Source organism: Rhodococcoides fascians A25f (assembly GCF_000760935.2).
Classification (GTDB): domain Bacteria; phylum Actinomycetota; class Actinomycetes; order Mycobacteriales; family Mycobacteriaceae; genus Rhodococcoides.
In genome coordinates, this window is the sequence record NZ_CP049744.1 from 5403655 (window position 1) to 5426424 (window position 22770).

A 22770-nucleotide genomic window follows, 5' to 3' on the forward strand; every position below is an offset into this window, starting at 1 on the left:
TCGACAAACGTCAATATAGACGAATGTCGAATCAAGAACGGTCGTCCCTCGATGGTGACTGCTGCTCGCCGCTGATCCGCGAACCCCTGAACGCGGATTGGGCCGGAGACCTGGCTCGGATGTTCAAGGCACTGGGTGATCCCGTGCGGCTTCGCCTACTCAGCCTCGTCGCCAGCCACGCCGGCGGCGAAGCATGTGTCTGCGACATCTCCCCCGCATTCGACCTCTCCCAACCCACCATCTCCCACCACCTCAAGGTCTTACGCGAGGCAGGTCTGCTCGACTGCGAGCGCCGCGGCACCTGGGTGTACTACTGGGTGGTTCCTACTGCGCTGCAGCAACTGTCGTCGGTTCTCAGTTCGGCCGACCCGACAGCGGTGATGGCATGAGCACATCGACCGAAACTGCCGTAGTCGGCAAGCTCTCCACCCTCGACCGGTTCCTGCCCGTGTGGATCGGCGTGGCCATGGTCGTGGGTCTGCTCCTGGGACGCATGATCCCCGGGCTGAACGACGCCTTGTCGTCCATCTCGATCGACGGCGTCTCGCTCCCCATCGCCATCGGCCTGCTGATCATGATGTACCCGGTACTGGCCAAGGTGCGCTACGACCGTCTCGACACCGTCACCGGCGACAAGCGACTGCTGATCGGCTCACTGCTCCTCAACTGGATCCTCGGCCCGGCCCTGATGTTCGCTCTCGCTTGGCTTTTCCTCCCAGACCTGCCCGAGTACCGGACCGGGCTGATCATCGTCGGTCTGGCTCGATGCATCGCGATGGTCATCATCTGGAACGACCTCGCCTGCGGCGACAGGGAAGCCGCCGCGGTTCTGGTGGCGATCAACTCGGTGTTCCAGGTTTTCATGTTCGCCGTTCTCGGGTGGTTCTACCTCTCGGTCCTTCCCGGTTGGCTCGGACTCGAGCAAACCACCATCGAGGCGTCGCCCTGGCAGATCGCGAAATCGGTACTCATCTTTCTCGGCATACCGTTGATAGCAGGATTCGCGTCGCGCTTCTTCGGTGAACGCGCCAAGGGCCGTGCGTGGTACGAGGAGAAGTTCATCCCCAGGATCGCCCCGTGGGCGCTGTACGGTCTGCTGTTCACCATTGTCATTCTCTTTGCGCTGCAGGGTGATCGGATCACATCGCAGCCGCTCGACGTAGTACGCATTGCGCTGCCACTGCTGGTGTACTTCGCGGTGATGTGGGGCGGCGGCTACGCCCTCGGTGCCGCGATGGGTCTGGGCTACGAGCGCACCACCACCCTCGCGTTCACCGCTGCAGGCAACAACTTCGAGTTGGCGATCGCCGTCGCCATCGCGACCTACGGCGCGACATCCGGGCAGGCCCTCGCCGGCGTCGTCGGACCACTCATCGAGGTGCCGGTACTGGTGGGCCTCGTCTACGTCTCACTGGCACTGCGTAAGCGCTTCTCCCCCAGTACGTCCGCGACCACCGTGACCAAGGAGTCCTGATGTCCGACACCCCCAGCGTCCTGTTCGTGTGCGTCAAGAACGGCGGCAAGTCTCAGATGGCGGCCGGCCTGATGCGCAAGGCCGTCGGCGATTCGGTAGAAGTTCACTCGGCGGGAACGAAGCCGAGTGGAACGGTCAATGCACTCTCGGCCGAGGCCCTCCTCGAGGTCGGCGTCGACCTGTCCGGTGAACAGCCGAAGCCGATCTACCCGGACTTGTTGTCTCGCATGGACTTCGTAGTGACCCTCGGGAGCGAGGCGCACGTGGAACCCGTGGACGGTCCGACCTTCGAGAACTGGAACACCGACGAGCCGTCCGAGCGCGGTATCGACGGGATCGAACGAATGCGTCTGGTACGCGACGACATTGCCGCTCGTGTCGAGGAGCTCGCCTCCAGATTGCGCGGCACCAAGGGTTGACTCGAATGAAGTACGACGTGGTGGTGATTGGCGGCGGTCAGGCGGGACTGGCCGCCGGCTACTACCTGCGGCGAGCCGGAATCGACTTCGTCATTCTTGACAACCAGACGCATGCCGGTGGCTCCTGGCAGGACTACTGGCCGTCGCTGCACCTGTTCTCGCCTGCTGAATACTCACGCCTACCCGGTTGGCCGATGCCTCGGTGGCCGGCCGGGTTTCCTCCGGCTTCGCATGTCGTGGATTACCTGCGGGCATACGAGAAGAAGTACGAACTGCCGGTGCACCGGCCCGTCGACGTGAAGTCCGTGCATCGAGTCGCGGGCGGCTATCGAATCGACACCGATAGCGAGTCGTACGGTGCCGCGGCCGTCATCAATGCAACGGGAACGTGGTCTCGGCCCTTCTGGCCGAGCTACCCCGGAATGCGCGAGTTCGGCGGGACCCAGCTGCATGCCGCCGACTACCGGGTGCCGGATCCGTTCGTGGGCAAGCGCGTAGGACTTGTCGGCGGAGGCAACTCGGCTGCTCAGATACTCGCCGAGATCTCCACCGTCGCCGAGACCCTATGGTTCACCAACCGCGAGCCCAGGTTTCTACCCGACAATGTGGACGGCCGAGTGCTGTTCGATGTCGCCAGCGATCGGGCTCGCGCTCTTGCCGAGGGCGAAGCGGACTCCGGCGGGGTCGCCGGCCTGGGAGACATCGTCATGGTCCCGCCGGTGCGAGACGCCCGCGATCGTGGAGTACTGCAGGCCCGTCCGATGTTCACCGCACTCACCTGCGGCGGCGTCACCGACGGGCACACGTCCGAAACGCTGGACGCGATCGTGTGGTGCACCGGTTTTCGCCCGGCACTTCGTCACCTCCGGGCATTGCACCTGCACGCCGATGGGTCGGGAATTGTGCTGGACGGCAACCATGTTCGAGACGAGCCGACCGTGATTTTTCTCGGTTACGGCGACTGGACCGGCCCGGCGTCGGCAACGCTCATCGGTGTCGGCCGGACCGCTCGGGCAGCCGTGGACACCGTCATTCGAGGAAGAAAGTTGGATCAGCCATGAATACATACCCCGTAGTAGTGATCGGCGCAGGGCCCATCGGTCTCGCCGCCGCCGCTCACCTCACCGAAACCGGCTCTGCCGTGGTCGTTCTCGAACGCGGGCCGTCCGCTGGATCGGCAGTGTCCGAGTGGAATCACGTTCGACTGTTCTCCCCGTGGTCCGAGGTCGTGGACCCCGCGGCCGCGCGGTTGCTCGAGCCCACCGGCTGGACCGAGCCGGACGGTGACACCTACGCCACCGGACGCGAATGGGTGGAGCAGTACCTCGCACCCCTCGCCGCCGTTCTCGGCGACGCCGTTCGCGTGGACTGCGAGGTAGTCGGCGTTGCCCGCCGCGGACGCGACCGCGTGGTCGACGCCGGCCGCGACACCGAACCGCTGTCCGTCCACATCCGGCATTCCGACGGCAGCGAGGAACGCGTCCTCGCCCGCGCGGTCGTCGACGCGTCGGGCACCTGGGGATCGCCAAATCCACTGGGCAGCGAGGGACTTCCGGCCATCGGCGAGAAGACCGCCGCAGATCGGATCGACTACCGGGTGCCCGATCTGACCGATCCGGCGATTCGCTCCCAGTTCGCGGGCAAGCACACCGTCATCGCCGGCAGCGGCCACTCCGCCCTCACCGCCATCATCACCTACGCCGAACTCGCCGCCGAGGAACCAGGAACGACACTCACCTGGGCCGTCCGCCGAGGCGTCACCGCCGATGTGTTCGGCGGCGGGGAAGCGGACGAACTCGCCGCCCGCGGCGCACTCGGTCAGCGCGCCAAGAAGGCGGTCGACGACGGATTCCTCACCGTCGTCTCCGGATTCCGTACCGACACCGTTGCAGTGGAGGGTGATCGACTGACACTCATGGGCGACACCGGTGCTCGCATCGAGAACGTGAATCGCATCGTCGCGCTCACTGGGTTCCGGCCGGATCTGTCGTGGCTGTCCGAGGTCCGTCTCGATCTCGATCCCACCCTGCAGGCACCCAAGTTCGTCGCAGAGTTGGTGGACCCCAACATGCATTCGTGCGGATCGGTGTCGCCGCACGGCGTCGAGGAACTCACTCAACCCGAGCCCGGCTTCTACCTGGTGGGTATGAAGAGTTACGGTCGCGCGCCGACATTCCTCGCGATGACCGGCTACGAGCAGGTTCGCAGCATCGCAGCCGAACTCGCCGGCGACCACGAGGGCGCACGGAAGGTGGAGCTGACGTTGCCCGACACCGGAGTCTGCGGCGGCGCGGGCCTGTTCGACGAACCCGACGCGCCGTCGACCGGCGGTTGCTGCAGTGTCCCCCGCGAGACTGAGGCGCAACTGATCTGACCGTCAGCCGACCCGGGAGGTGAACAAGATGAAGCCCTCGGCTACATCTTCGGGGAGGGAAAGAGTTCGGTGAGCCAGCGTTGTGATTCGTCGAGCCACTGACGGTAATGCCCCATAGCGCAGTGATCGTCGTCGGGATACAGGATCACTGCGCCGTTCGGAGCGGTGTCGGCGAGGTCGACGCTGTCCTGGGTGCTCATCAGGGGTGTCGTTGTCGCCGTTGATCACCAGCAGCGGCATCGAGATGTCGGAGTAACGGTCCTGGATGGACAGAGCGGACAGTTTGCGCTCGAGGTCCAGTAGATGTCGAGCGCCGAGTGTTTCGGCGAGTGCGTGGAGAATGATCTGCGGCGTCCCCAGCGCCCCACCGGTGAATGAGCGGTGCGTAGGTGCTCCGCACGCGATGGCACCGGCGATGCGGTGGTCGGTGGCGGCCAGGCGGGCGGTCCAATATCCACCGAAGCTGACCCCCACCATGGCGATCCGCTGGGGGTCCAGTCGATCGTCGGCCACTAGGCGGTCGATGACCTCGTGATAAATCGCTTCGGACTCCGGGCCCATGGGCTTGGTGTACGCGTAGCTGCCGGGCATCTCCATCAGGAACATCGCCATGTCCGAGTTGCGATATCGCAGCTGCGGTATCGCCAGTTCCTGGGCGGTGCCCTCGAGCCCGTTGGTGGTCAGCACAACTGGGTGGGGTCCCGGTCCGGGCGGCAGAACGAGATAGCCGGCGACGGTTTCCCCGCCGGAGACTGCGATCTCGACGAGCTCGACGGTGAGGTTCAGCAGTGGGGCCACGGCGCTGATGAGGACGTCGAACAGCTCTCGTGAGCGCCCATAGGCTTGCATACGCTGCTCACTGTGACCGGGAAAGGCACTGACCTGGTAAAAAGTCATGGCCTTCACCCAGGCGTCGAGTGCCCGGAAGGCTGTCGTGGCACGGAGTCGATCGACCGCGGGTGCGTGGGTGGTCACCAGGTCGGTGATTGCGCTCGAGCTCGGTTGTGGACCGTGGTCGGCAAACAGTGCCGCTGCGGGGGCAATCAGATCGGCGAGATCGGCGAGGGCCTCACCGTCTGTGACGGTCGCGGGTGTGCCGATATCCGGGACGGTTCCGGAGGTGTCGGCGGCGAGGTCGCGGAGCAGTCCGGTGGCATGGTTGGCATGACTGGACGCGATGCTGTTCCAGTAACCACACCAGCGGTCATCTCGGAACGATCGAATGCCACTCAACTGGTGGGCAAATTCGGTGCGGTCGAGCCCGCCCATGTTGGCGTAGCGCAGGGCGAACAGCGCGGGCAGAAACGGTGCCACGCCGGTCGCGCGCGCCGCAAAATCGGTGGTGCGCGTGATGGCGCAGGCGGTGACGAACATCTTCTGCAACACATTGGCCCCGGTCATCGTGGTCTTTCCGTCAGATCCTGTTGGTGATGCTCGTATTACGACGGGCGAATCGAACTGCGGCGGTGAGGGCTCCCACTTCCTGCATTCGGACCCTCCACTCTTTCGGAACGATCGTTCCGAGGCTAGAATCGAACCGCCCTATACGGAACACTCGTTCCGTCATCGAAAGGAATGGTGCGGTGAAACTGCGACGGATACGGACCGCGGACGGACTGCAGTTGCAGAGTTCGACCACAGGTGAGTCCTGGCAGCCGACACTCGACCGGTCGGCCCTGGGCGGGAGCGTTTTCGACTCCGAGTGGGAACTGGCCCGCGCCGATGAACACCTCGAGCACAGTGCGCTGGTATTACCGTTCCAACCGGCGTCGTTCCGAGATTTCATGCTCTACGAACAACATGTTCTCGACGCAAGTCGGGGCTTGCTCCGGCGTTTCCATCCGAAGCAGAGCCGGGCAGTTGCCGCCGTCGAAGCGCTGACCCGACGGCCCTTTCCGCTGCTGCGCCCCAAGCCGCTGTTCTACACCCAGCCCATCTACTACATGTCCAATGCGCTCACCTTCGTCCCTTCGGGGACTGCGCTCGCTACCCCGTCCTATGCGAAAGCACTGGACTACGAACTCGAGATCGGCTTCGTCCTGGCACGGACTTTGTTCGACGCCACCGCGGACGAAGCTCTCGACGCCATCGGAGCGTTCGTCGTCCTGAACGATTTCAGTGCCCGTGATGTCCAGCGCTCCGAGATGGACAGCGGATTCGGGCCACAGAAGTCCAAACACTTCGCGACCTCGCTCTCGGAGGTGGCCGTCACCGCCGACGAAATCCTGCCCACCATCGACTCCTTGCAGGGAACGGTCACCATCGACGGCACCACAGTGTCCACCGTCTCGAGCGCCGGGATGCAGCACACCATCGGGGAAGTCCTGGCGCATGCATCCCGCAGCGAGATACTCCGGCCCGGTGAATTGTTCGCCACCGGCACCCTGCCCGGCGGCAGCGGGATGGAAACCGGACACTGGCTCACCCCCGGGTCCACCGTCGAACTCAGCATCGACGGGATCGGCAGCATCAGCCACGTCATACTCGATTCGTGACGTTCTCCGCCCCCGAAGACCCGCCTGCTCGCTCGAAACGGGACGCCAATCGCGCCGAACTGCAGACCCGGTTGCTCGACTCAGCCGAGGAACTCTTCGCCGACCGCGGCTACTTCGGTGTCGGTGTCCGCGATATCACCGACCGCGCACACACCCGATTGGCTTCGGTCAGTGAGCAATTCGGCGGTAAAGAAGCACTCTTTCAGGCCGTGCTGGCGCGGCGCATCCGCCCTCTCAACGACGATCGGCGCGCCTACCTGTCGGCGTTACCGACGCGTGGAACCAAGCCCGAACGTCTACGCGCACTGATCGAGGCGTTCACCGAACCGATGCGTCGCCGTGCCGGTGCTCCCGGATGGGACAACTACTTTCGGCTCATCGCTCAACTCTCCAACTCCGGCAACCCGATCGGTCGTCTGATCGTCGACGACTTCAACGCCATCGCCACCGATTTCATGACCCGGATGCGCGCACTGTTCCCACACGCGAACGAGGTGGCAATTCACGACGCGTACCTACATCTGGTCGCCGCCGCGATGCACACCTACTCCAACAATCTCCGACTCGACAGTCTCACCGAGGGCCGGATGCATGCGCGCGACATGGACGAACGGCACCGAGCGTTGCTGCGCTTCGCCCACGGGGGCATCACCGCGACGGTCACCCGTTCTGCGTCCGGCTGATCGTCGTACCGCGGCGAAGGAGTCACTCAGCCGAACGCCTGGTAGCCCAGCCATCCGGCGAGTCCGAGACCCAGAATTCCGACACCGATGCGCAGAATGATCGGCGAGATCACCTTGACCGTCGGTGGCCCGCAGGCTCCGCCGACGAAGCACCCGATCGCGAGTGCGAGCGCGGCCAGCCAGTGCACCTGGCCGGAGAACGAAAAGATGATCGCAGCAATGAGATTGGCGATGCCGAGAAAGAAGCTCTTCAGAACGCTTGCGCGCCAGAAGGTATCCGACGTGCAGATCAGCGCCAGCGCGAGGAAGATGACGCCGGCTCCGGCACCGAAGTAGCCACCGTAGATCGCGACGGCGAACAGCGCCAAGGGGTAGAGCGTCGGAAACTGTTTGCCTCCGGACAACTTTCGGATGCTCGGTTGCAGCAGCAGTGCAACGGCCGCCATCGCCACCAGAAATGGCACCACTACCTCGAACGAACCGTCAGGCGTGTTGAGCAACAGGATCGCGCCAGTGGTGCCGCCGAGCGCGGAGTAGATCGCGTAGCGAACAAGCTGCTTGCCGTCCTTGGCCAGCTCGGCCGAGGAACTCGCCGTCGCTCCGACGCCGGCAGCGACGAGCGCCACCGTGTTCGTCACGTTCGCCGACACCGCGGGCAAACCAACCGCCAGCAGCGCCGGATAGGAGACGAGCGAAGCAAGCCCGGTGACGAACCCGATGAGGCCGGCGAAGAACCCGGCCACCACCAGTAGTCCGAAATCGAGCACAGTCACCGAACAAAACTACCGTGACTAACGATCCTGACTACTCGACGGGGTTCGCCATCTCCTGCAGCAACCGACTCGTCATGCGCACTGCCTGATCTCCACCGTCCGCGTCCTCGATGTACACCGCGAAGGCGACGTCACCACTGGTGGCGAGGACGAAGCGATCGTCGCCGCTTTCCCCGGCGAAGCCCTGGACACCATCGAACGTATCGAGGCCACTGCTGCTCGACGAGTCGGCAAGTATGCCGCGCAACCGGTTTGTCGCGTCCGTTCCGATCGGCTCGGCTTCGCGATCGGCGACCGCAGTCTGTCCGGCGACGATCATCGGGGTCGGTGCGCTGCCCCGAGAGATCGCGGCTGCCATCTGCGCGAGTCCGAACGGCGTCACGGTCGCCTCGTCCCCGGAGGCCGTGGACACGGTGCGGATGCCGTCGATTGCACTACGACTTCCGGCGGGAGTTCCGGTGTAGGCGTCGAGCCCGGGCATGGAGTAGTGAATTCCCAGGCCGAGCCGCGCGGCTGCATCCTCGCCACTGTCGTCACCACGATCGGACTGCACGGCCTTGACCAGATCCGACGCGGTGCCGGCCGGGTAGGAACCACCGAAGGCCACGTCTCCTTGCTCGTTGGCGTAACTGTTCTGTGCCGCACCGATGATCGCGCCGGTCGAGGTGGACAACGCCACGATCGACGCGGACGTCCCCGCCATCACCACAGCGTTCTCTGCCGCGAGTTGCACGCGCGGATCGAGCGTCGAGTGCAGATCCGGCCCACCCGGCCCCTGGAATCCGACGCGTCGCTCGCCGGTTCCGTCGACGGTGTAGGTGTCCACGGCCCAGCCCGCGGTGGCGTCGCGGCCGGCTTGCCAAGCGGTGCGCAGAGAATCGAGCACCGGTGAGGTGATGCGCCGGTCGTCGACGATGAGCTTCGGCTGCGGGGAGACCACCACACCCGGCACTGCGCGCAGATCGTCCTCGAGAACGGCGAAGTCGTCGTCGCGCAGAGTCACCGCGGTGATCGGCGCACCGCCGGCCGAATTCAGCTCCGCCAACATCGATTCGGAGGTGATGAGCGGCGCGACGACATCGATGATGTCGGCGAGTTGCGTCGTAGACGCAACCGGATCACTCGTCTGCGCCGGGTCGAGGGAGATGGCGTTGATGGTCCGCTCACTCATCAGCACGTTGTTCGCGGCGTCGAAGATCAACGGCGGCGCGGCGTCGGTGCGGGTGTAGCGGACCGAGCCACCTGAGGTGAGGTCGGGCACCAGGGTGGCCGGATCCCACGCGATGCGCCAGCCGACGCTGAGTTTCTTGGTCGAGCCCTGAGCGCTGTACTTCCAATCCTTGCCCTCGCCGAAGTTCCACGCCGACGCCAGAGTGAAGAAGCCGCTCTCGTCGGAGAGGTCCATGTACTGGGTCAGGTCGAAATCGCCGGTGGACGTGCCGTCGGCCGACAAGCCGTCGAACATCTGGTTCAGAGCTGCTGTCGCGGCGTTCGGGTAGGTCGTGAGCGCGGCGGCGGCCGCGACATCGCGGTTGTCCAGCGCATCGACGAACTTCGAGACCAACACTTCGGCCTCGCTCGGTGGCCGATCGACCATCCAGAACGCGGCCGAGACCGTCAATGTCGCCGAGGCTGCCACAGCGACGAGGTAGCGACCGCGAACCTTGCGCGGGCCACCTCGGACACGACTCATAGAACTCATGAGTCACAATATTCACTGTAGTCACACGAGTAACAAGCACGGTATTCATACGAGCCGGTCACGATTGAGATACGTCCTGGCCGGTCTACCTCAGGAAGCGACCCGCAGCTTCGATGGCCGGCGTCGAGCTGCCCGCGTTGTTCACGAAGACCGCGAACGCAAGATCGCCGGAAATTCCGACGAACCAACCGTGAGCGCCTTCGTTGTTGGCACCGAATTCGGCGGTTCCGGTCTTGCCGAGCAACCCGGGGATGTCATTCAGCGCCGTGGCCGTTCCGCCGGTGATGGTCTCGCGCATCATCGTCTTCAGTTGCTCGGTGACCTGCGGGTTCACTGCTGCCGGCTGCATGTTGCCCACGCCGGGCTTACCTGCGACGACCGTCGGCGGAAGCAAGCCGTTATTGGCGATGGACGATGCGACCAGCGCCATCCCGAACGGTGACGCGGTCACCTGGCCCTGGCCGATGGCAGATTCGACGCGCTGCGCCGGGGTGTCGGCCGACGGCACCGAGCCGGTGACGGTCGTCAGGCCAGGGGTGACGTAGTCGACGCCGAGGCCGTACTGCGCCGCCGCGTCGGTCAGACCGTTCGGCGGGAGTGCGACGCCGAGGCGGCCCATCGTCGTATTGCACGATTTTGCGAACGCGGTGTGCAGCGGCACGTCACCGAGTTCGAAGTTGTCGTCGTTCGGGATCTGCCTGCCTTCGATGTTCTCGGTCGCCGGGCACGGCAGCACGGTATCGGGGGTGACGGCACCGGACTGCAGGGCAGCCGAGGTGGTGACCGTCTTGAACGTCGACCCCGGCGGGTACAGGCCGGTCAAGGCGATCGGGCCCTCGGCGTCCGCGGCGGCATTCTGGGCAACGGCCAGAACATTTCCCGTCGACGGCCGAAGCGCGACGATCGCAGCCTGCTGTGGCAACGACGCCAGGGCGTTCTCGGCTTTGAGTTGCAGCGCCGAGTCGACGGTGGTCGCGATGTCCTCGCCGGTGCTTGCATCGCGTCCGGCGAGCTGGGTGACGGTGCCATCGGCTGCGACCGCTTGGATCGCCCAGCCACGATTGGTGGCCTGCTCCTGCTCCCACAGCGTCGTCAGATCACTGAGCACCGGCGAGACGAGGTTGCGATCGGTGGCCAACAATCGCGTCTGCGGCGCGAGCGTGACTCCGGGGATGGTGGCGAGCTGGGCACCGATGGGGTCGATATCCGACTGGCGGAGGGAGACTATCGTGGCTGAATTACCCTGTGCAGCAGCAACACTCGATGCGACGGACTCGGCCGTGATACCCGGAACGACGGATCCGACGAGGTTCGCGACAGCTACGGGATCGGCCGTCGCATCGACGTTGACGAGGGTGACCACCTGCTGCGACATCAGCTCGACGCCGTTGCCGTCGAAGATACGAGGTGCCACCAGAGCATCGGTCGGAGTGAATCGCACCGACGAGTCGGCCGTCAGGCCCGGCACCAACATCGCCGGATCCCAGGTGATCTTCCACCCCTGCTGGGTCTCGGCTGCAGTGGCCGACGTGGTGTAGTTCCACTCCTTCGGTTCACCGTCCGGTTCGGCGGTGCCGTCGCTGGTCGTCGAGAAACGCCAGCCGGCGTTCAACGTGAACGTGCCGGCATCCTCGTTGGCGTCGACAGCCTCGAAATCCGGAGTGGCCGTCACCGTTCCGCCGCCCGAGAGCCCGTCGTACAACGCGGTGAGCGCTGCCGTCGCTCCGGCCGGATCGGTGGTCAGCGCGGCCGCCTGCTCGATGTTGGAGCTGTTGACCGCGGCCGCAAACTGCTCGGCGACCGTCTGCGGCTGATCGGGACCACTCTGACCGCAGGCGGCGAGCACCAATGCCAGTACGGACACGATCGCGGCCAGAGTCGTCGGTCTTGTCGTTGTGCGCACGGAGTCGATCATGCCCCAGGCCACCGACGAACCGATGGTGGCGCGATCCCGAAGATGCGAGTAATCATGTAATCAGTATTACTTCGCATCGAGGAGACCTCATGAAACCCAACGGACGCTCGTTCGGACGCCCCGGCGGCTGGCAGCACGCAGACATCCCGAATGCCACCGATGCAGCCGAGTGGTTCGGCGGCAGACTCCCCGAAAGCTGGTTCGACGGGGACGCCTCGATCGAGGTCGATCGCGAGGAGATCCTCGTCGTCGGCACCCTGCCCGCCGAACAGGACAGTTCACCCGCCGCCGTCGAGGGCCGCATCGCTCGCTTTCGGGAAACGACCCGTGGTGACCGCATCCAGATCGCAGCCGAGGCCGAGAAGCGATACGGCCGCAAGGTCGCGTGGGGAGTTCGGACCGAATCTGAGGTCGTCCTGTTCACCCATCTCGCCGTTCCGGTCATGACGCGCCTGCGTCAGCCCGAGCGTCGCGTCCTCGACACCCTCGTCGATGCCGGGGTCGCTCGCTCCCGCGCGGATGCGTTGGCCTGGGCCGTGAAGCTGGTCGGCGAACACACCCAGGAATGGCTGGACGAGCTCCGCGGCGCCATGGAGACGGTCGACGAGCTGCGCAAGAAGGGGCCGTCGGTCTAATTCGATTGCGCGAACGTCAGGCTCGGGGTTACCGTGATCCTTGCCTTGTTGCCCACAGATTCGGAGAGGCCATTGCTCTTCCAAAGGTTCTAGACGCCTGCAGATCGTCCGCATGCACACCTTTGGAGCGCCCATGCCTCATTCATCCTCCCTTTCTGTCTCGAACCTGACGTTCTCCTGGCCCGACGGCGACCCCGTGTTCGACGCCTTGTCGGCCATCTTTCCCAGCGGCACAACAGGTCTCATCGGCTCCAATGGTGCCGGTAAGTCGACACTGCTGAAGTTGCTCGCCGGAGATTTGACGCCGCAACACGGTTCGATCTCGATTCCCGGCGTACTCGGCTATCTGCGCCAGGACGTCGCACTCGATCCCGATCTCCCAGTGGACTCGGTGCTGGCCATCGACCATATCCGAGAAGCATTGCACCGCATCGAATCCGGGATGTCGACCGAGGACGACTTCACCGTCGTCGGATCTGCGTGGGATATCGAGGAGCGCGCACTGGCGTTGCTGGACAAGCTCGGACTCGGCAATATCGTCGGTTCGATCGATGACCTCGATCGACGAGTCGGCACCCTGTCGGGCGGCGAAGCCATGTTGTTGGCTCTCACCGCGCAGTTGTTGGGCGAACCCGATGTTCTGCTACTGGACGAGCCGACGAACAACCTCGATCGGGTTGCGCGAGAACGCTTGTACACAGCTGTCGACGGCTACTCGGGTGTGCTGATCGTCTGCACCCACGACCTGGAACTGCTCGAGCGGGTCGACTCCGTCGCCGAGGTGCGGGCCGAGCGCAGCGGAGTCTCGCGGCTGCGCATGTTCGGCGGCAACTATCGGCACTATCGGTCGGTCGTCGACGCCGAGCAGTATGCGGCACGAGCGACGGTCCGTGATGCCAAGAACGACGTCCGCAAGCAGGAACGCGAATTGATCGACACACGAATCAAACTCGACCGGCGTCTGCGCTACGGCAAGAAGATGGAAGAGCAGAAACGCGAACCCAAGATCATCATGGGTGCGCGAAAACGCGCCGCCCAGGAATCGGCCGGAAAGCTCCACGGTACCCACAACGATCGCGTCGACGATGCCCGGTCGTCCCTGTCCGCGGCCGAGGACCTGCTCCGCGACGACCGCGAGATCCGCGTCGACCTCCCGGCAACCAAAGTTCATCCCGGGCAGGTGGTGCTGACGCACGAGGACGTGCACATCGTGGGCCCTGAGCGCATCGCATTGATCGGGCCGAACGGCAGTGGCAAGACCACCCTGTTGCGCACTCTGAATGCGGCCGGCGCAGTGGTGCCGTGGAAGTACTTACCGCAGCGACTCGACGTCTTCGACGAATCCCGCACCGTTGCCGAGAACGTCGCCGACGTGGCACCGCACGCCACGGCCGAACAGATCCGGGGACAACTCGCCCGATTCCTGTTCCGCGGGTCCGACGCCGATGCCGTCGTCGCCACCCTCTCCGGTGGAGAACGACTGCGGGCTGCACTGGCGCGAATCCTCCTGGCAGAGCCTGCTCCGAAACTACTGATGCTCGACGAGCCAACCAACAACCTCGACATCGCCAGCCGGCAACACCTCATCGAAGCCTTGGAGACATTCGAGGGTGCGCTGATTATCGCGAGCCACGATCGGCCGTTCCTGGATGCCATCGGCCCGACCCGCACGATCGACCTCACCCCAATCGCCGAGTCCGCCGCAGAAGCGCCCACCCGTAGGGTCTCAATGTGACTTTTGGTGGCCTTTTCGGGGGTCAATGTCACGTTGAGTGGACTCGAAGGAAGACAATCGCGGGGTGGAGTACGCCTCGAATGCAGACGATGGGACACGGATCGCATACACGGTGGTGGGGTCCGGGCCGCCGTTGTTGATGGTGCACGGCAGTTTTCTGACGCACACGATTTGGCGGACGTTCGGCTATGTGAAGGCGTTGCGCGGAAGTCGGCAATTGATTCTGATCGACAGTCGCGGGCATGGCCGCAGCGAGAAGCCGCATACTCCCGACGCCTATGCGATGGGCAACATCGTCGGCGATCTGACGGCGGTACTCGATGCGGTAGGCGCACAGACAGTCGACTACCTCGGCTATTCGTTCGGGGCACGGGCCGGGTTGGCGTTGACGGCGGCAGCGCCCGAGCGAGTGCGATCACTGGCCGTCGGCGGCGGTAGTCACGGCGCTCAGGCAGGCGCGTTCGACCGCCTCTTCTTCCCTGGGTGCGCAGATGTGTTGGAGCAGCGCGGCATGGACGGATTTCTCGAAGTCTGGACCAGCCACCGCATGTTCCCGATCGACGCCGGAACGCGAGCGGTGTTCTCCGCCAACGATGCTCAGGCCTTGGCCGCGTACATCCGTGCCTGCGATGCCGATCCTGGACTACCCGACGAGGCGCTGCAGCGATTCACTCAACCCTCGCTGTTCTACGTCGGCAGCCAGGACGGTACGAGACTCGACGACACACGGGCAGCCGCAGCGCTGGTTCCGAACTCCGAATTGCACGTCATCCGCGGATTCGATCACGCGACGACGATGGCCGCGTCCGCAGAGGTGCTCGGAGTCCTCGAACGGTTCTGGGACAGGTGACGTCAGCGTCCACAATTCACCTCGAGAGACGGGATTCCGCCTCCCACAGCAAATAGTGGACGCTCACATCACCTCTTCAACGCGGGAAACTGGTCGTCACGCCACTCGGTCTCCAGTGGTCCCACGGCAGCGTCCTCGCGGGCACGCAATTCCACTCGGCGGATCTTGCCCGAGATGGTTTTCGGCAGCTCGAAGAACTCGATACGCCGGACACGCAGGAACGGGGCCAGGTGCTCCCGGGCATACTTCAAGATCTCGAATGCCGTGTCCTCGTTGGGTTCCCAGCCCGACGCCAATGCCACATACGCCTTGGGGACGGCCAGTCGCGTCTCGTCGGGAGCGGGCACCACTGCAGCCTCGGCCACTGCGGGGTGTTCGATGAGAACGCTTTCGAGCTCGAACGGGGAGATCTTGTAGTCGGAGGCCTTGAAGACGTCATCGGTGCGGCCGACGTAGGTGATGTACCCCTCGGAGTCCCGCGATGCCACGTCGCCGGTGTGGTAGTAGCCGTCGGCCATGACAGCGGCGTTGCGCTCGGGGTCCCCGAGGTAGCCGGTCATCAGGTTGAACGGATTCTGCGCCAGGTCGAGGCAGATCTCACCCTCGTCGGCGAGTTCACCGGTGGTGGGGTCGACGATCACCACCGGCACTCCGGGCAATGGCCGGCCCATGGAACCGGACTTGAGCATCGCGCCGGGTGTATTGGCCACCAGCGCAGTGGTTTCCGTCTGCCCGAATCCGTCGCGAATGTTCAGGCCCCACTCCCGCTGCACCGTGGAGATCACCTCCGGATTGAGTGGCTCACCGGCACCGATTGCCTCACGGAGTGAACCCCCACCGCCGGTGAGGTCAGCTTGAATGAGCATGCGCCACACGGTCGGTGGCGCACAGAAGGTCGTCACTTCGACGCGTCGGATCTGCTCGAGCAATGCCGACGCGTCGAACTTGCCGTAGTTGTAGATGAAGATGGTCGCCTCGGCGATCCACGGCGCGAAGAAGCAACTCCACGCATGTTTGGCCCAACCGGGCGAGCTGATGTTCAGGTGCACGTCGCCCGGACGAAGCCCGAGGAAGTACATGGTGCTCAGATGTCCGACGGGATAGGAGATCTGAGTGTGTTCGACGAGCTTGGGCTTGCTGGTGGTGCCGGAGGTGAAGTACATCAACAGGCGGTCGTCGGGTGCAGTGACGGACTCGAACGGCCGCGCCTCCGCGGATCGAGCATCGGCGTAATCGAGCCAGCCTTCGTGTGCGGAGGTCGCGATGCGCAGGTAGTCACCGGGAACGTCGTCGAATTTGCCGGTGTCCGAGGGGTTCACGATCACGGCGCGGGCATTGCCGCGCACCACCCGATCGGTCAGATCGCTGGAGCCGATGGCCGTGGTGGTCGGCATCAGCACCGCACCCAGCTTCATCACCGCGAGCATCGACTCCCAGAGTTCGACCTGGTTGCCCAGCATCAGGATCACCGAATCGCCGCGACCGATCCCCTGCTGCTCGAGCCACCGGGCAACCTGGTCCGAGCGCCGCGCGATGTCGTCGAAGCTGTACTTGGCCTCGCTGCCGTCCTCCTCGACGATCCACAGCGCGGTGCCGTCGTTGCCGCGGGCGATCGCGTCGAACCAGTCGATCGCCCAGTTGAAGGTATCGCCGAACGATGGCCACTCGAAAGTTTCGACGGCTCGGTCGTAGTCGCCGTACGCGTCGAGCAGTAGATCGCGAGCGTTCCTGAATGCCGTGTACGCCGATTCGGCCATGTTTCCTCCTGCGCCTGTGATGCCCATCACCGCCACGGTAAGGGAGATGAACAATCCCTCGCTACCCCTGAACGGGGGTGGCAACTCGGCTAGCCTCGATCACCGTGACCATCAGATACTTCGCTATCGCATGTGCACTGGGGATAGTCCACGCCGCGTTTTCCGCCTATTGGGCTGCAGGTGGCCGATGGATGCTCGACACGGTGGGAGCCTTCGCGACGGAGTGGGTCGACTCGGAACCGACATCGGCACGAACGGCACTGCTGGTGCTTGCACTCGTCAAACTCGCAGCGGCAATTCTTCCGGCCCTCGCGTACATGAACCGGCCCCGCCTGGCCGCACAGAACCGGACCTGGGTGCCGTCATTGATCCTCGGCATATCCTGGCCCGGCTCTGTACTGCTGATTCTCTGGGGCGGAGCATCGTTCGTCGGTGCGGTGATCGGCCTGATCGCCTCGGACGAGAACCGAAGCGTCAAATACGGCCACCTGTTTTTCGACGGCATCTTCTTGCTCTGGGGCGCAGCGCTTCTGACGGCACTGATCCTGTCCAGAAAAGCCGCGTACCAACCGCGCTAGATGCGCTCCCCTGTTTCCGGGTGGAACAGGTGGATCGCACCGTCGAGTCGCGTCAGGCCGATGCTTTCGCCGATCTTGGCCGGTGCGCGCACTGCCGAACGGGCGACCAGCGACACGGGTCCCCCGTCGAGACCCTTGACCTTCGGGTCGTCCAGGTGCGCGTAGAGGTAGGACTCACTGCCGAGTTCCTCGATCAGATCCACCTTGCCCTCGAAGCCTTCACCGCCGCCGTGCACGATGCCGAGCTGCTCCGGGCGTAGCCCGACGGTGACGTTGTCGAGACCCAGGCTCGCGAGTTTGGTGAGCTCGTCGCGTTCGAGGGGAAGCAGGAAGCTACCGATCTGCACGCCACCCGAGCCGATGGGCACCGTCATCAGGTTCATCGCCGGCGAACCGATGAAGCCGGCGACGAATGCGTTGACGGGGTTGTCGTACAGGTCTGTGGGAGAGGCGAACTGCTGCAGTTTGCCGCCGCGCAACACGGCAACACGATCACCCATCGTCATGGCCTCGACCTGGTCGTGGGTGACGTAGACGGTCGTGGTGCCGAGCCGGCGCTGCAACGCCGCGATCTGCGTACGCGTCTGGACTCGCAGTTTTGCGTCGAGATTGGACAGCGGCTCGTCCATGCAGAACACCTGCGGCTCACGAACAATTGCGCGCCCCATGGCAACTCGCTGACGCTGACCACCCGAGAGCTTTCCGGGCTTGCGGTCCAAGTATTCGGTGAGGTCGAGGATCTTCGCGGCCTCGGCCACCTTCTTCGTGCGCTCCTCGAGAGAGACACCGCGCATCTTGAGGGCGAAGCCCATGTTCTCCCCGACGGTCTTGTTGGGGTACAGGGCGTAGTTCTGGAACACCATCGCGATGTCGCGGTCCTTCGACGGCACACCCACCATGTTCTTGCCACCGATCTCGATGGCACCACCGTCGATCTCCTCGAGGCCGGCGAGCATGCGCAGAGCGGTGGACTTGCCGGAGCCGGAAGGCCCGACCAGAACGACGAATTCGCCGTCCTGGATGTCGAGGTCGAGTGAATCGACGGCGAGCTTGTCGGCACCTTCGTAGACGCAGGATGCCTTCTTGTACGTGATTGCAGCCATGAGACTTTCTCCTACTTGATTGCGCCGAAGGACAGACCGCGCACGAGCTTGTTCTGCGCGAACCATCCGGCAAGGACGACGGGAAGTGCTGCGAACGTCGCAGCAGCGGAAAGCTGGGCCCAGTACAGGCCCTGGCCGGTGATGAATCCGACGAGGTACACCGGAATCGTCTGGGCCTGAACGGCAGTGAGGTTGACCGCGAAGAAGAACTCGTTCCACGAGAAGATGACGCAGATGAGCGACGTCGCCGCGATACCGGGCGAGACGAGCGGAAGGATCACCTCGCGCACCGAGGTCCACAGCGATGCCCCGTCCATACTCGCGGCCTCGAGCAGTTCGCTCGGCACCTCGAGGAAGAACGAGCGCATCATCCACACGGCGATGGGAAGATTCATCGCGGTGTACAGCACGACCAAGGTCCAGATGTTGTCCAACATTCCGATGTCGCCGACGATGACGTACAGCGGGACGATCGCCGCGACGACCGGGAGCATCTTGGTGGAGATGAAGAAGAACAGCACGTCCTTCGTCTTCTTGACCGGTCGCAGTGACAGTGCGAAGGCAGCCGGAACACCCAGCAGCAGAACGAAGATCGTCGAGACGACCGTCGCGAACGCCGAGTTCAGCAAGGTGGTGCCGATGCCGCTCTCGAGCACGCCGCGGTACTGATCCAGGGTCGGCGTGAAGAACAGCTTGGGCGGATCGGAGTAGGCGTCGGCCTCCTGCTTGAAGCCGGTGAGGACCATCCACAGCACCGGGAAGAAGAACGCGATACCCGCGACCCAGGCCACGAAGGACCAGATCGAGCCCGGTCCCCACTTGCTCTTGCGCTTGATCGGCGCGGCGTCGGTCGACTTCTTGTCTACAGTTGCGGTGCTCATCACGCAGCCTCCTCGGTTCCGCTGAAGCTCTTGAAGATCAGTCTCAGCGCCAGGGTGCTGACGATGATGGTGGCCACGACGGTGACGACACCCATGGCGGCGGCCTGCCCGATGTCGAAGCCGAGGAACGCACGCTGATAGATGTAGAACGGCAGGTTCGCGCTGGCGACACCCGGTCCACCCGAGGTCATCATGTAGACGGCGTCGAAGGTGTTGACGAGATAGATGGCTCCGAGAACCGCACCGAGCTCGATGAATCGGCGCAGATGCGGGAGGGTGAGCTCACGGAAGAGCTTGACCGGGCCCGCACCGTCGACCCGTGCCGCCTCGGCGATGTCCTTGGGCATGGACTGCAGGCCGGCGAGGATGAGCAACATCATGAACGGGGTCCACTGCCAGATCAGGTTCGCCATGACGGCGGGCAATGGGTAACGCGAGACCCAGTCGATCTGATCAACTCCGAACGGGCTCAGGACGAAGTTGATCAGGCCGAAGACCGGATCGAACATCGTGGTCTTCCAGATCAACGCGCCGGCAACGGGGGTGATCAGGAACGGCGTGATCAGCAGCGTGCGGATCAGACTGCGGCCGATGAACTTCCGGTCCAGCAGCAGAGCCAGGAACAACCCGAGAACCACCGAGATGATGACGGTTCCGACGATCATGATCACCGTGTTGAGGGCGACCTCACGGAACTGACTGTCCTGGAAGACCGCCACGTAGTTGTTGAGCCAGTTGAACTTCTGCGAACCCGGTCGAACGAGGTTCCACGACTGCGTCGAGTAGTACAGCGTGAACAGGAACGGAACCTGGGTGACCAGGATGGCGAACACCATGGCCGGCAGCAGCGGGCCGCGGCGACGCCACCCTTCCGCCTTCGAGATCGTCCTGGGTCTCGGTACGAATTCCTCGGAATCGGCTTGCGCCGATCGTGTTTCGGTGGTGGTCATCCCTGGCCCTCCTGGTACGTCTTGCCGACCACTTCGGCGTACTGCTGCGCTTGTTCGAGCGCATCGTGGACGCTGATTCGTCCTGCCACTGCGGCGCTGATCTGTTGGCTGACACGGGTTCCCAGGTCCTGGAACTCGGGGATGGTCAGGAACTGCACACCGGTGTACGGCACCGGATCCACCGTGGGGTTGTTCGGGTCGGCACCGTTGATCGAATCCAGGGTGACCTGGCCGTAAGCCGCGGATGCTTCCTCGTACTCGGGGATCTCGTAGGTGGACAGGCGGCTACCGGGTGGTACCCGTTCCCAACCCAACTCGTTGCCCACCTTGTTCAGGTACTCCTTGCTGGTCATCCACGAGACGAACTTCCAGGCGTCGTCCGGATTCTCGGATGTCTTCGGGATACCGAGTGCCCAGGAGTACAGCCACCCGTTGTCGCCCTTGGCTGCCGACGGCGCCTTGGCGTAGCCGATCTTGCCGACGACGTTGCTCGAGGTGGGATCCTCCAACACCGACACCGCGGACGTTGCGTCGTACCACATCGCGGTGTTTCCCTGCGAGAGCTGCGTTCCACACTCGCTGAAACCACTTGTCGCTGCACCGGCTTGCCCGTGCTCACGGACCAGGTCGACGTAGAACTGAACGGCCTGCTCCACCTCTGGGCTGTTGAGCTGGGCGTTCCAGTTCTCGTCGAACCACCGTCCACCGAAGGCGTTGATGACGGTGTCGAGTGGTGCCAGAACCTCACCCCAACCGGGCTTTCCGCGCAGGCAGATGCCCGACACATCGGGACTGTCGAGCTTCGCTGCAGCATCGGCGACCTGCTGCCAGGTGGGCTCCTCGGGCATCGTGATGCCGGCGGCCTCCATCAGGTCCTTGCGATACATCAGGAACGACGACTCACCGTAGAACGGCACCGAGTACATGCTGCCCTCGTAGGACAGTGATTCCTTCAGTGTGGGAATGAAGTCGTCCTCGTCGTAACCCGGTGTGGCGTCGGCATACTCGGACAGATTGGTCAGCCACCCGTTCTCCGCCCACTGCGGGGTCTCGAAGTTGCTGATCATCACCACATCGAACTCACCACCGCCGGTGGCCACCGAGGCGGTGATCTTCGCCCGCGCCTCGTTCTCGGACAGCGACACGAACTTCAGATTGATGCCCGGGTTCTCCGCCTCGAACTCCGGAGCAAGGGAAATGGCATCGGACATCTGTGAATTCGAGACGATCGCAACGGTGATCGTCTTGCCATCACCGTCACCACCGAACGAGCCGGCTCCGGCACATCCGGACAGCACCAAGGTTGTCGCGAGCGAGGCCGCGACAGCCACTTTCGGTAAAACCCTCACTGAAATACCCTTCCATTGGAGGTTGCCGTTGCAGGAGCTTGCGCAACGAGCCAACGTGCACTTTCGATGTCGGTCACCAGGATCGAGGCCAGTCCGCCGCGCAGAGCACCGAGCAGCGCCTCGTGTTTACGTTGTCCACCGGTGACGAGCACAGCCCGGTCACACGCCCTGATGGCGTCGAGCCCCACCGACACGGTTCGGCCGGGGAGCGATCCTCCGGTGTCCTGACCGTCGGCGTCGTAGAACCGCCCGCCGATCTCGCCCACCGCGCCGAGGCGGCGCACTTCGTCGAGAACCTCGAGGTCGATGAAGCTGCCCTCGAACAACGTGGTGGAGGTGGAAACGGGACCGATGCCGTACATCATCACGTCGGCATCGGCCCCGGCTTTGAGGGCGCGAGAGATCACGGAATCCTGCTCCAGCGCAACCACTGTCGCCTGGTCGGCGTACAACGGAGCATTGAGCCGGATGGGCGTCGCCTGCAGATAGGCAGCGCACCGCCCGAGTGTGTACTCGACACCGGTCTGATAGTCGGCCGAGGTGATGGAACCGTCGAGTTGCACCACCGCAGCACATTTGGTGGACCTGGTCTTGAGCGAACTCGCGACGGCCACCGTTTCGGGACCCCAGGTGAAACCGAGAACGTCCTGATCCTTGAGTCGACGGGAGAGCAACGTCGCTGCCGCACGGCCGAGAGACCCGTAGCCGGCGTCCGTTCCGTCGATGACGTCCGAGACGACCAGTACCTCGGTGAGTCCGTACTGCGCCTCGAGCTCACGCTCGACGTCCGCGTGCACGGTGCCCTGCAAATCGTCGGGCACGTTGATCTCGATCGTCACGAGCCCTTGGGAACGGGCCCGTGCGACCAACCGTCCTGCGGTCGGGCGCGAGACACCCAGCTTCACGGCGATCTCGGCCTGCGTCGCACCTTCGAGGTGGTACATGGTGGCGGCGCGCAGAGCCAGCCGGAGATCTTCTCCGGACCGCGTGGACTTTGCCCCATTGGGCTCCGATCCGTCCATGACGCCTCCCTAACCAGTGAGCAAATGCTCAGCTCGTGTTCATCTGCTCATTAAGCTAACATTAAGGTGTGATCT

The 22770-nt window shown here is 64.1% G+C and carries 21 protein-coding genes; 11 read left to right on the forward strand and 10 right to left on the reverse strand.

Features of this window, described 5'->3' with window-relative positions; genetic code table 11:
• Nucleotides 1-23: 23 nt before the first annotated feature.
• Genes BH93_RS25345 through BH93_RS25365 form a run of 5 tightly spaced genes read left to right on the forward strand, consistent with a single transcriptional unit; the run spans nucleotide 24 to nucleotide 4267 of the window.
• Nucleotides 24-389 carry an ArsR/SmtB family transcription factor gene (locus BH93_RS25345; protein ID WP_032405255.1) on the forward strand — a complete coding sequence of 122 codons (366 nt, stop codon included), beginning with the start codon at nucleotides 24-26 and terminating at the stop codon, nucleotides 387-389.
• The gene (gene arsB, locus BH93_RS25350; RefSeq protein WP_037171091.1) at nucleotides 386-1474 is read left to right on the forward strand and encodes an ACR3 family arsenite efflux transporter; all 1089 of its coding nucleotides are present in this window, start codon (nucleotides 386-388) and stop codon (nucleotides 1472-1474) included. Before BH93_RS25345 ends, arsB begins: the two co-directional genes overlap by 4 nt.
• On the forward strand, nucleotides 1474-1893 hold the full coding sequence (locus BH93_RS25355) for an arsenate-mycothiol transferase ArsC (protein ID WP_037171090.1): 420 nt from the start codon (nucleotides 1474-1476) through the stop codon (nucleotides 1891-1893). Before arsB ends, BH93_RS25355 begins: the two co-directional genes overlap by 1 nt.
• A 5-nt stretch (nucleotides 1894-1898) precedes the next feature.
• Nucleotides 1899-2954, forward strand: coding sequence for an ArsO family NAD(P)H-dependent flavin-containing monooxygenase (locus BH93_RS25360; protein ID WP_037171166.1), 1056 nt, complete (start codon nucleotides 1899-1901; stop codon nucleotides 2952-2954).
• Nucleotides 2951-4267, forward strand: coding sequence for an FAD-dependent oxidoreductase (locus tag BH93_RS25365; RefSeq protein ID WP_037171089.1), 1317 nt, complete (start codon nucleotides 2951-2953; stop codon nucleotides 4265-4267). The genes BH93_RS25360 and BH93_RS25365 overlap by 4 nt, the downstream gene beginning before the upstream one ends.
• Nucleotides 4268-4270: 3 nt before the next feature.
• Here the strand turns inward: BH93_RS25365 and BH93_RS25370 are convergent, their stop codons facing one another.
• The gene (locus BH93_RS25370; RefSeq protein WP_037171088.1) at nucleotides 4271-5668 is read right to left on the reverse strand and encodes an alpha/beta hydrolase family protein; all 1398 of its coding nucleotides are present in this window, start codon (nucleotides 5666-5668) and stop codon (nucleotides 4271-4273) included.
• A gap of 182 nt (nucleotides 5669-5850) precedes the next feature.
• Between BH93_RS25370 and BH93_RS25375 the strand changes: the two genes are divergently transcribed.
• Together BH93_RS25375 and BH93_RS25380 are read left to right on the forward strand one after the other, a co-directional pair.
• Complete coding sequence (locus BH93_RS25375; protein ID WP_037171087.1) at nucleotides 5851-6762, forward strand: fumarylacetoacetate hydrolase family protein; 912 nt, start codon at nucleotides 5851-5853, stop codon at nucleotides 6760-6762.
• A complete protein-coding gene (locus tag BH93_RS25380; RefSeq protein WP_037171086.1) occupies nucleotides 6759-7445 on the forward strand; it encodes a TetR/AcrR family transcriptional regulator in 687 nt (228 codons plus the stop codon). Before BH93_RS25375 ends, BH93_RS25380 begins: the two co-directional genes overlap by 4 nt.
• Before the next feature lie 26 nt (nucleotides 7446-7471).
• Here BH93_RS25380 and BH93_RS25385 read toward each other — a convergent pair whose 3' ends face one another.
• From BH93_RS25385 to BH93_RS25395, 3 genes are all read right to left on the reverse strand, one after another.
• Entirely contained in the window at nucleotides 7472-8218 is a 747-nt protein-coding gene (locus BH93_RS25385) for a sulfite exporter TauE/SafE family protein (RefSeq protein ID WP_037171085.1), read from the reverse strand.
• A gap of 31 nt (nucleotides 8219-8249) precedes the next feature.
• A complete protein-coding gene (locus BH93_RS25390) occupies nucleotides 8250-9911 on the reverse strand; it encodes an NTF2-like N-terminal transpeptidase domain-containing protein (protein ID WP_197914710.1) in 1662 nt (553 codons plus the stop codon).
• Between the two features lie 94 nt (nucleotides 9912-10005).
• Nucleotides 10006-11835, reverse strand: a complete 1830-nt coding sequence (locus BH93_RS25395) for a penicillin-binding transpeptidase domain-containing protein (protein ID WP_037171084.1) — start codon at nucleotides 11833-11835, stop codon at nucleotides 10006-10008.
• An 89-nt stretch (nucleotides 11836-11924) separates the two neighbouring features.
• On the opposite strand from BH93_RS25395, the gene BH93_RS25400 reads away from it, so the two are divergent.
• The 3 genes from BH93_RS25400 (at nucleotide 11925) to BH93_RS25410 (ending at nucleotide 15055) form a co-directional block, all read left to right on the forward strand.
• On the forward strand, nucleotides 11925-12470 hold the full coding sequence (locus BH93_RS25400; RefSeq protein WP_037147341.1) for a hypothetical protein: 546 nt from the start codon (nucleotides 11925-11927) through the stop codon (nucleotides 12468-12470).
• A 133-nt stretch (nucleotides 12471-12603) separates the two neighbouring features.
• A complete protein-coding gene (locus BH93_RS25405) occupies nucleotides 12604-14205 on the forward strand; it encodes an ABC-F family ATP-binding cassette domain-containing protein (protein WP_037171083.1) in 1602 nt (533 codons plus the stop codon).
• Between the two features lie 37 nt (nucleotides 14206-14242).
• On the forward strand, nucleotides 14243-15055 hold the full coding sequence (locus tag BH93_RS25410) for an alpha/beta fold hydrolase (protein WP_371832078.1): 813 nt from the start codon (nucleotides 14243-14245) through the stop codon (nucleotides 15053-15055).
• A gap of 68 nt (nucleotides 15056-15123) precedes the next feature.
• Here the strand turns inward: BH93_RS25410 and BH93_RS25415 are convergent, their stop codons facing one another.
• Entirely contained in the window at nucleotides 15124-16812 is a 1689-nt protein-coding gene (locus BH93_RS25415; protein ID WP_037171161.1) for an AMP-binding protein, read from the reverse strand.
• A gap of 104 nt (nucleotides 16813-16916) precedes the next feature.
• Here BH93_RS25415 and BH93_RS25420 point away from each other — a divergent pair, with 104 nt between their 5' ends.
• Nucleotides 16917-17390: a DUF3995 domain-containing protein gene (locus tag BH93_RS25420; protein WP_197914497.1), complete on the forward strand. Its 474-nt coding sequence runs from the start codon at nucleotides 16917-16919 to the stop codon at nucleotides 17388-17390.
• On the opposite strand, the gene BH93_RS25425 is transcribed toward BH93_RS25420, so the two are convergent.
• The 5 genes from BH93_RS25425 to BH93_RS25445 are packed head-to-tail and all read right to left on the reverse strand — an operon-like array spanning nucleotide 17387 to nucleotide 22695.
• Nucleotides 17387-18493, reverse strand: coding sequence for an ABC transporter ATP-binding protein (locus tag BH93_RS25425; RefSeq protein WP_032374789.1), 1107 nt, complete (start codon nucleotides 18491-18493; stop codon nucleotides 17387-17389). The genes BH93_RS25420 and BH93_RS25425 overlap by 4 nt on opposite strands.
• Nucleotides 18494-18504: 11 nt before the next feature.
• Entirely contained in the window at nucleotides 18505-19374 is an 870-nt protein-coding gene (locus tag BH93_RS25430; protein ID WP_037171082.1) for a carbohydrate ABC transporter permease, read from the reverse strand.
• Complete coding sequence (locus BH93_RS25435; protein WP_032405242.1) at nucleotides 19374-20324, reverse strand: carbohydrate ABC transporter permease; 951 nt, start codon at nucleotides 20322-20324, stop codon at nucleotides 19374-19376. The genes BH93_RS25430 and BH93_RS25435 overlap by 1 nt, the downstream gene beginning before the upstream one ends.
• Entirely contained in the window at nucleotides 20321-21673 is a 1353-nt protein-coding gene (locus BH93_RS25440) for an ABC transporter substrate-binding protein (protein ID WP_230592636.1), read from the reverse strand. Before BH93_RS25440 ends, BH93_RS25435 begins: the two co-directional genes overlap by 4 nt.
• Nucleotides 21670-22695: a sugar-binding transcriptional regulator gene (locus BH93_RS25445; protein WP_037171081.1), complete on the reverse strand. Its 1026-nt coding sequence runs from the start codon at nucleotides 22693-22695 to the stop codon at nucleotides 21670-21672. The genes BH93_RS25440 and BH93_RS25445 overlap by 4 nt, the downstream gene beginning before the upstream one ends.
• Nucleotides 22696-22770 lie beyond the last annotated feature (75 nt).

What these genes read in the sequence shown, in the direction of transcription:
- BH93_RS25430 (WP_037171082.1), bottom strand. Translation starts at nt 19,374, where the DNA reads ATGAGCACCGCAACTGTAGACAAGAAGTCGACCGACGCCGCGCCGATC.
- BH93_RS25415 (WP_037171161.1), bottom strand. Translation starts at nt 16,812, where the DNA reads ATGGCCGAATCGGCGTACACGGCATTCAGGAACGCTCGCGATCTACTG.
- BH93_RS25355 (WP_037171090.1), top strand. Translation starts at nt 1,474, where the DNA reads ATGTCCGACACCCCCAGCGTCCTGTTCGTGTGCGTCAAGAACGGCGGC.
- BH93_RS25345 (WP_032405255.1), top strand. Translation starts at nt 24, where the DNA reads ATGTCGAATCAAGAACGGTCGTCCCTCGATGGTGACTGCTGCTCGCCG.
- BH93_RS25370 (WP_037171088.1), bottom strand. Translation starts at nt 5,668, where the DNA reads ATGACCGGGGCCAATGTGTTGCAGAAGATGTTCGTCACCGCCTGCGCC.
- BH93_RS25390 (WP_197914710.1), bottom strand. Translation starts at nt 9,911, where the DNA reads ATGAGTCGTGTCCGAGGTGGCCCGCGCAAGGTTCGCGGTCGCTACCTC.
- BH93_RS25365 (WP_037171089.1), top strand. Translation starts at nt 2,951, where the DNA reads ATGAATACATACCCCGTAGTAGTGATCGGCGCAGGGCCCATCGGTCTC.
- BH93_RS25435 (WP_032405242.1), bottom strand. Translation starts at nt 20,324, where the DNA reads ATGACCACCACCGAAACACGATCGGCGCAAGCCGATTCCGAGGAATTC.
- BH93_RS25425 (WP_032374789.1), bottom strand. Translation starts at nt 18,493, where the DNA reads ATGGCTGCAATCACGTACAAGAAGGCATCCTGCGTCTACGAAGGTGCC.
- BH93_RS25445 (WP_037171081.1), bottom strand. Translation starts at nt 22,695, where the DNA reads ATGGACGGATCGGAGCCCAATGGGGCAAAGTCCACGCGGTCCGGAGAA.
- BH93_RS25360 (WP_037171166.1), top strand. Translation starts at nt 1,899, where the DNA reads ATGAAGTACGACGTGGTGGTGATTGGCGGCGGTCAGGCGGGACTGGCC.
- BH93_RS25400 (WP_037147341.1), top strand. Translation starts at nt 11,925, where the DNA reads ATGAAACCCAACGGACGCTCGTTCGGACGCCCCGGCGGCTGGCAGCAC.
- BH93_RS25405 (WP_037171083.1), top strand. Translation starts at nt 12,604, where the DNA reads ATGCCTCATTCATCCTCCCTTTCTGTCTCGAACCTGACGTTCTCCTGG.
- arsB (WP_037171091.1), top strand. Translation starts at nt 386, where the DNA reads ATGAGCACATCGACCGAAACTGCCGTAGTCGGCAAGCTCTCCACCCTC.
- BH93_RS25395 (WP_037171084.1), bottom strand. Translation starts at nt 11,835, where the DNA reads ATGATCGACTCCGTGCGCACAACGACAAGACCGACGACTCTGGCCGCG.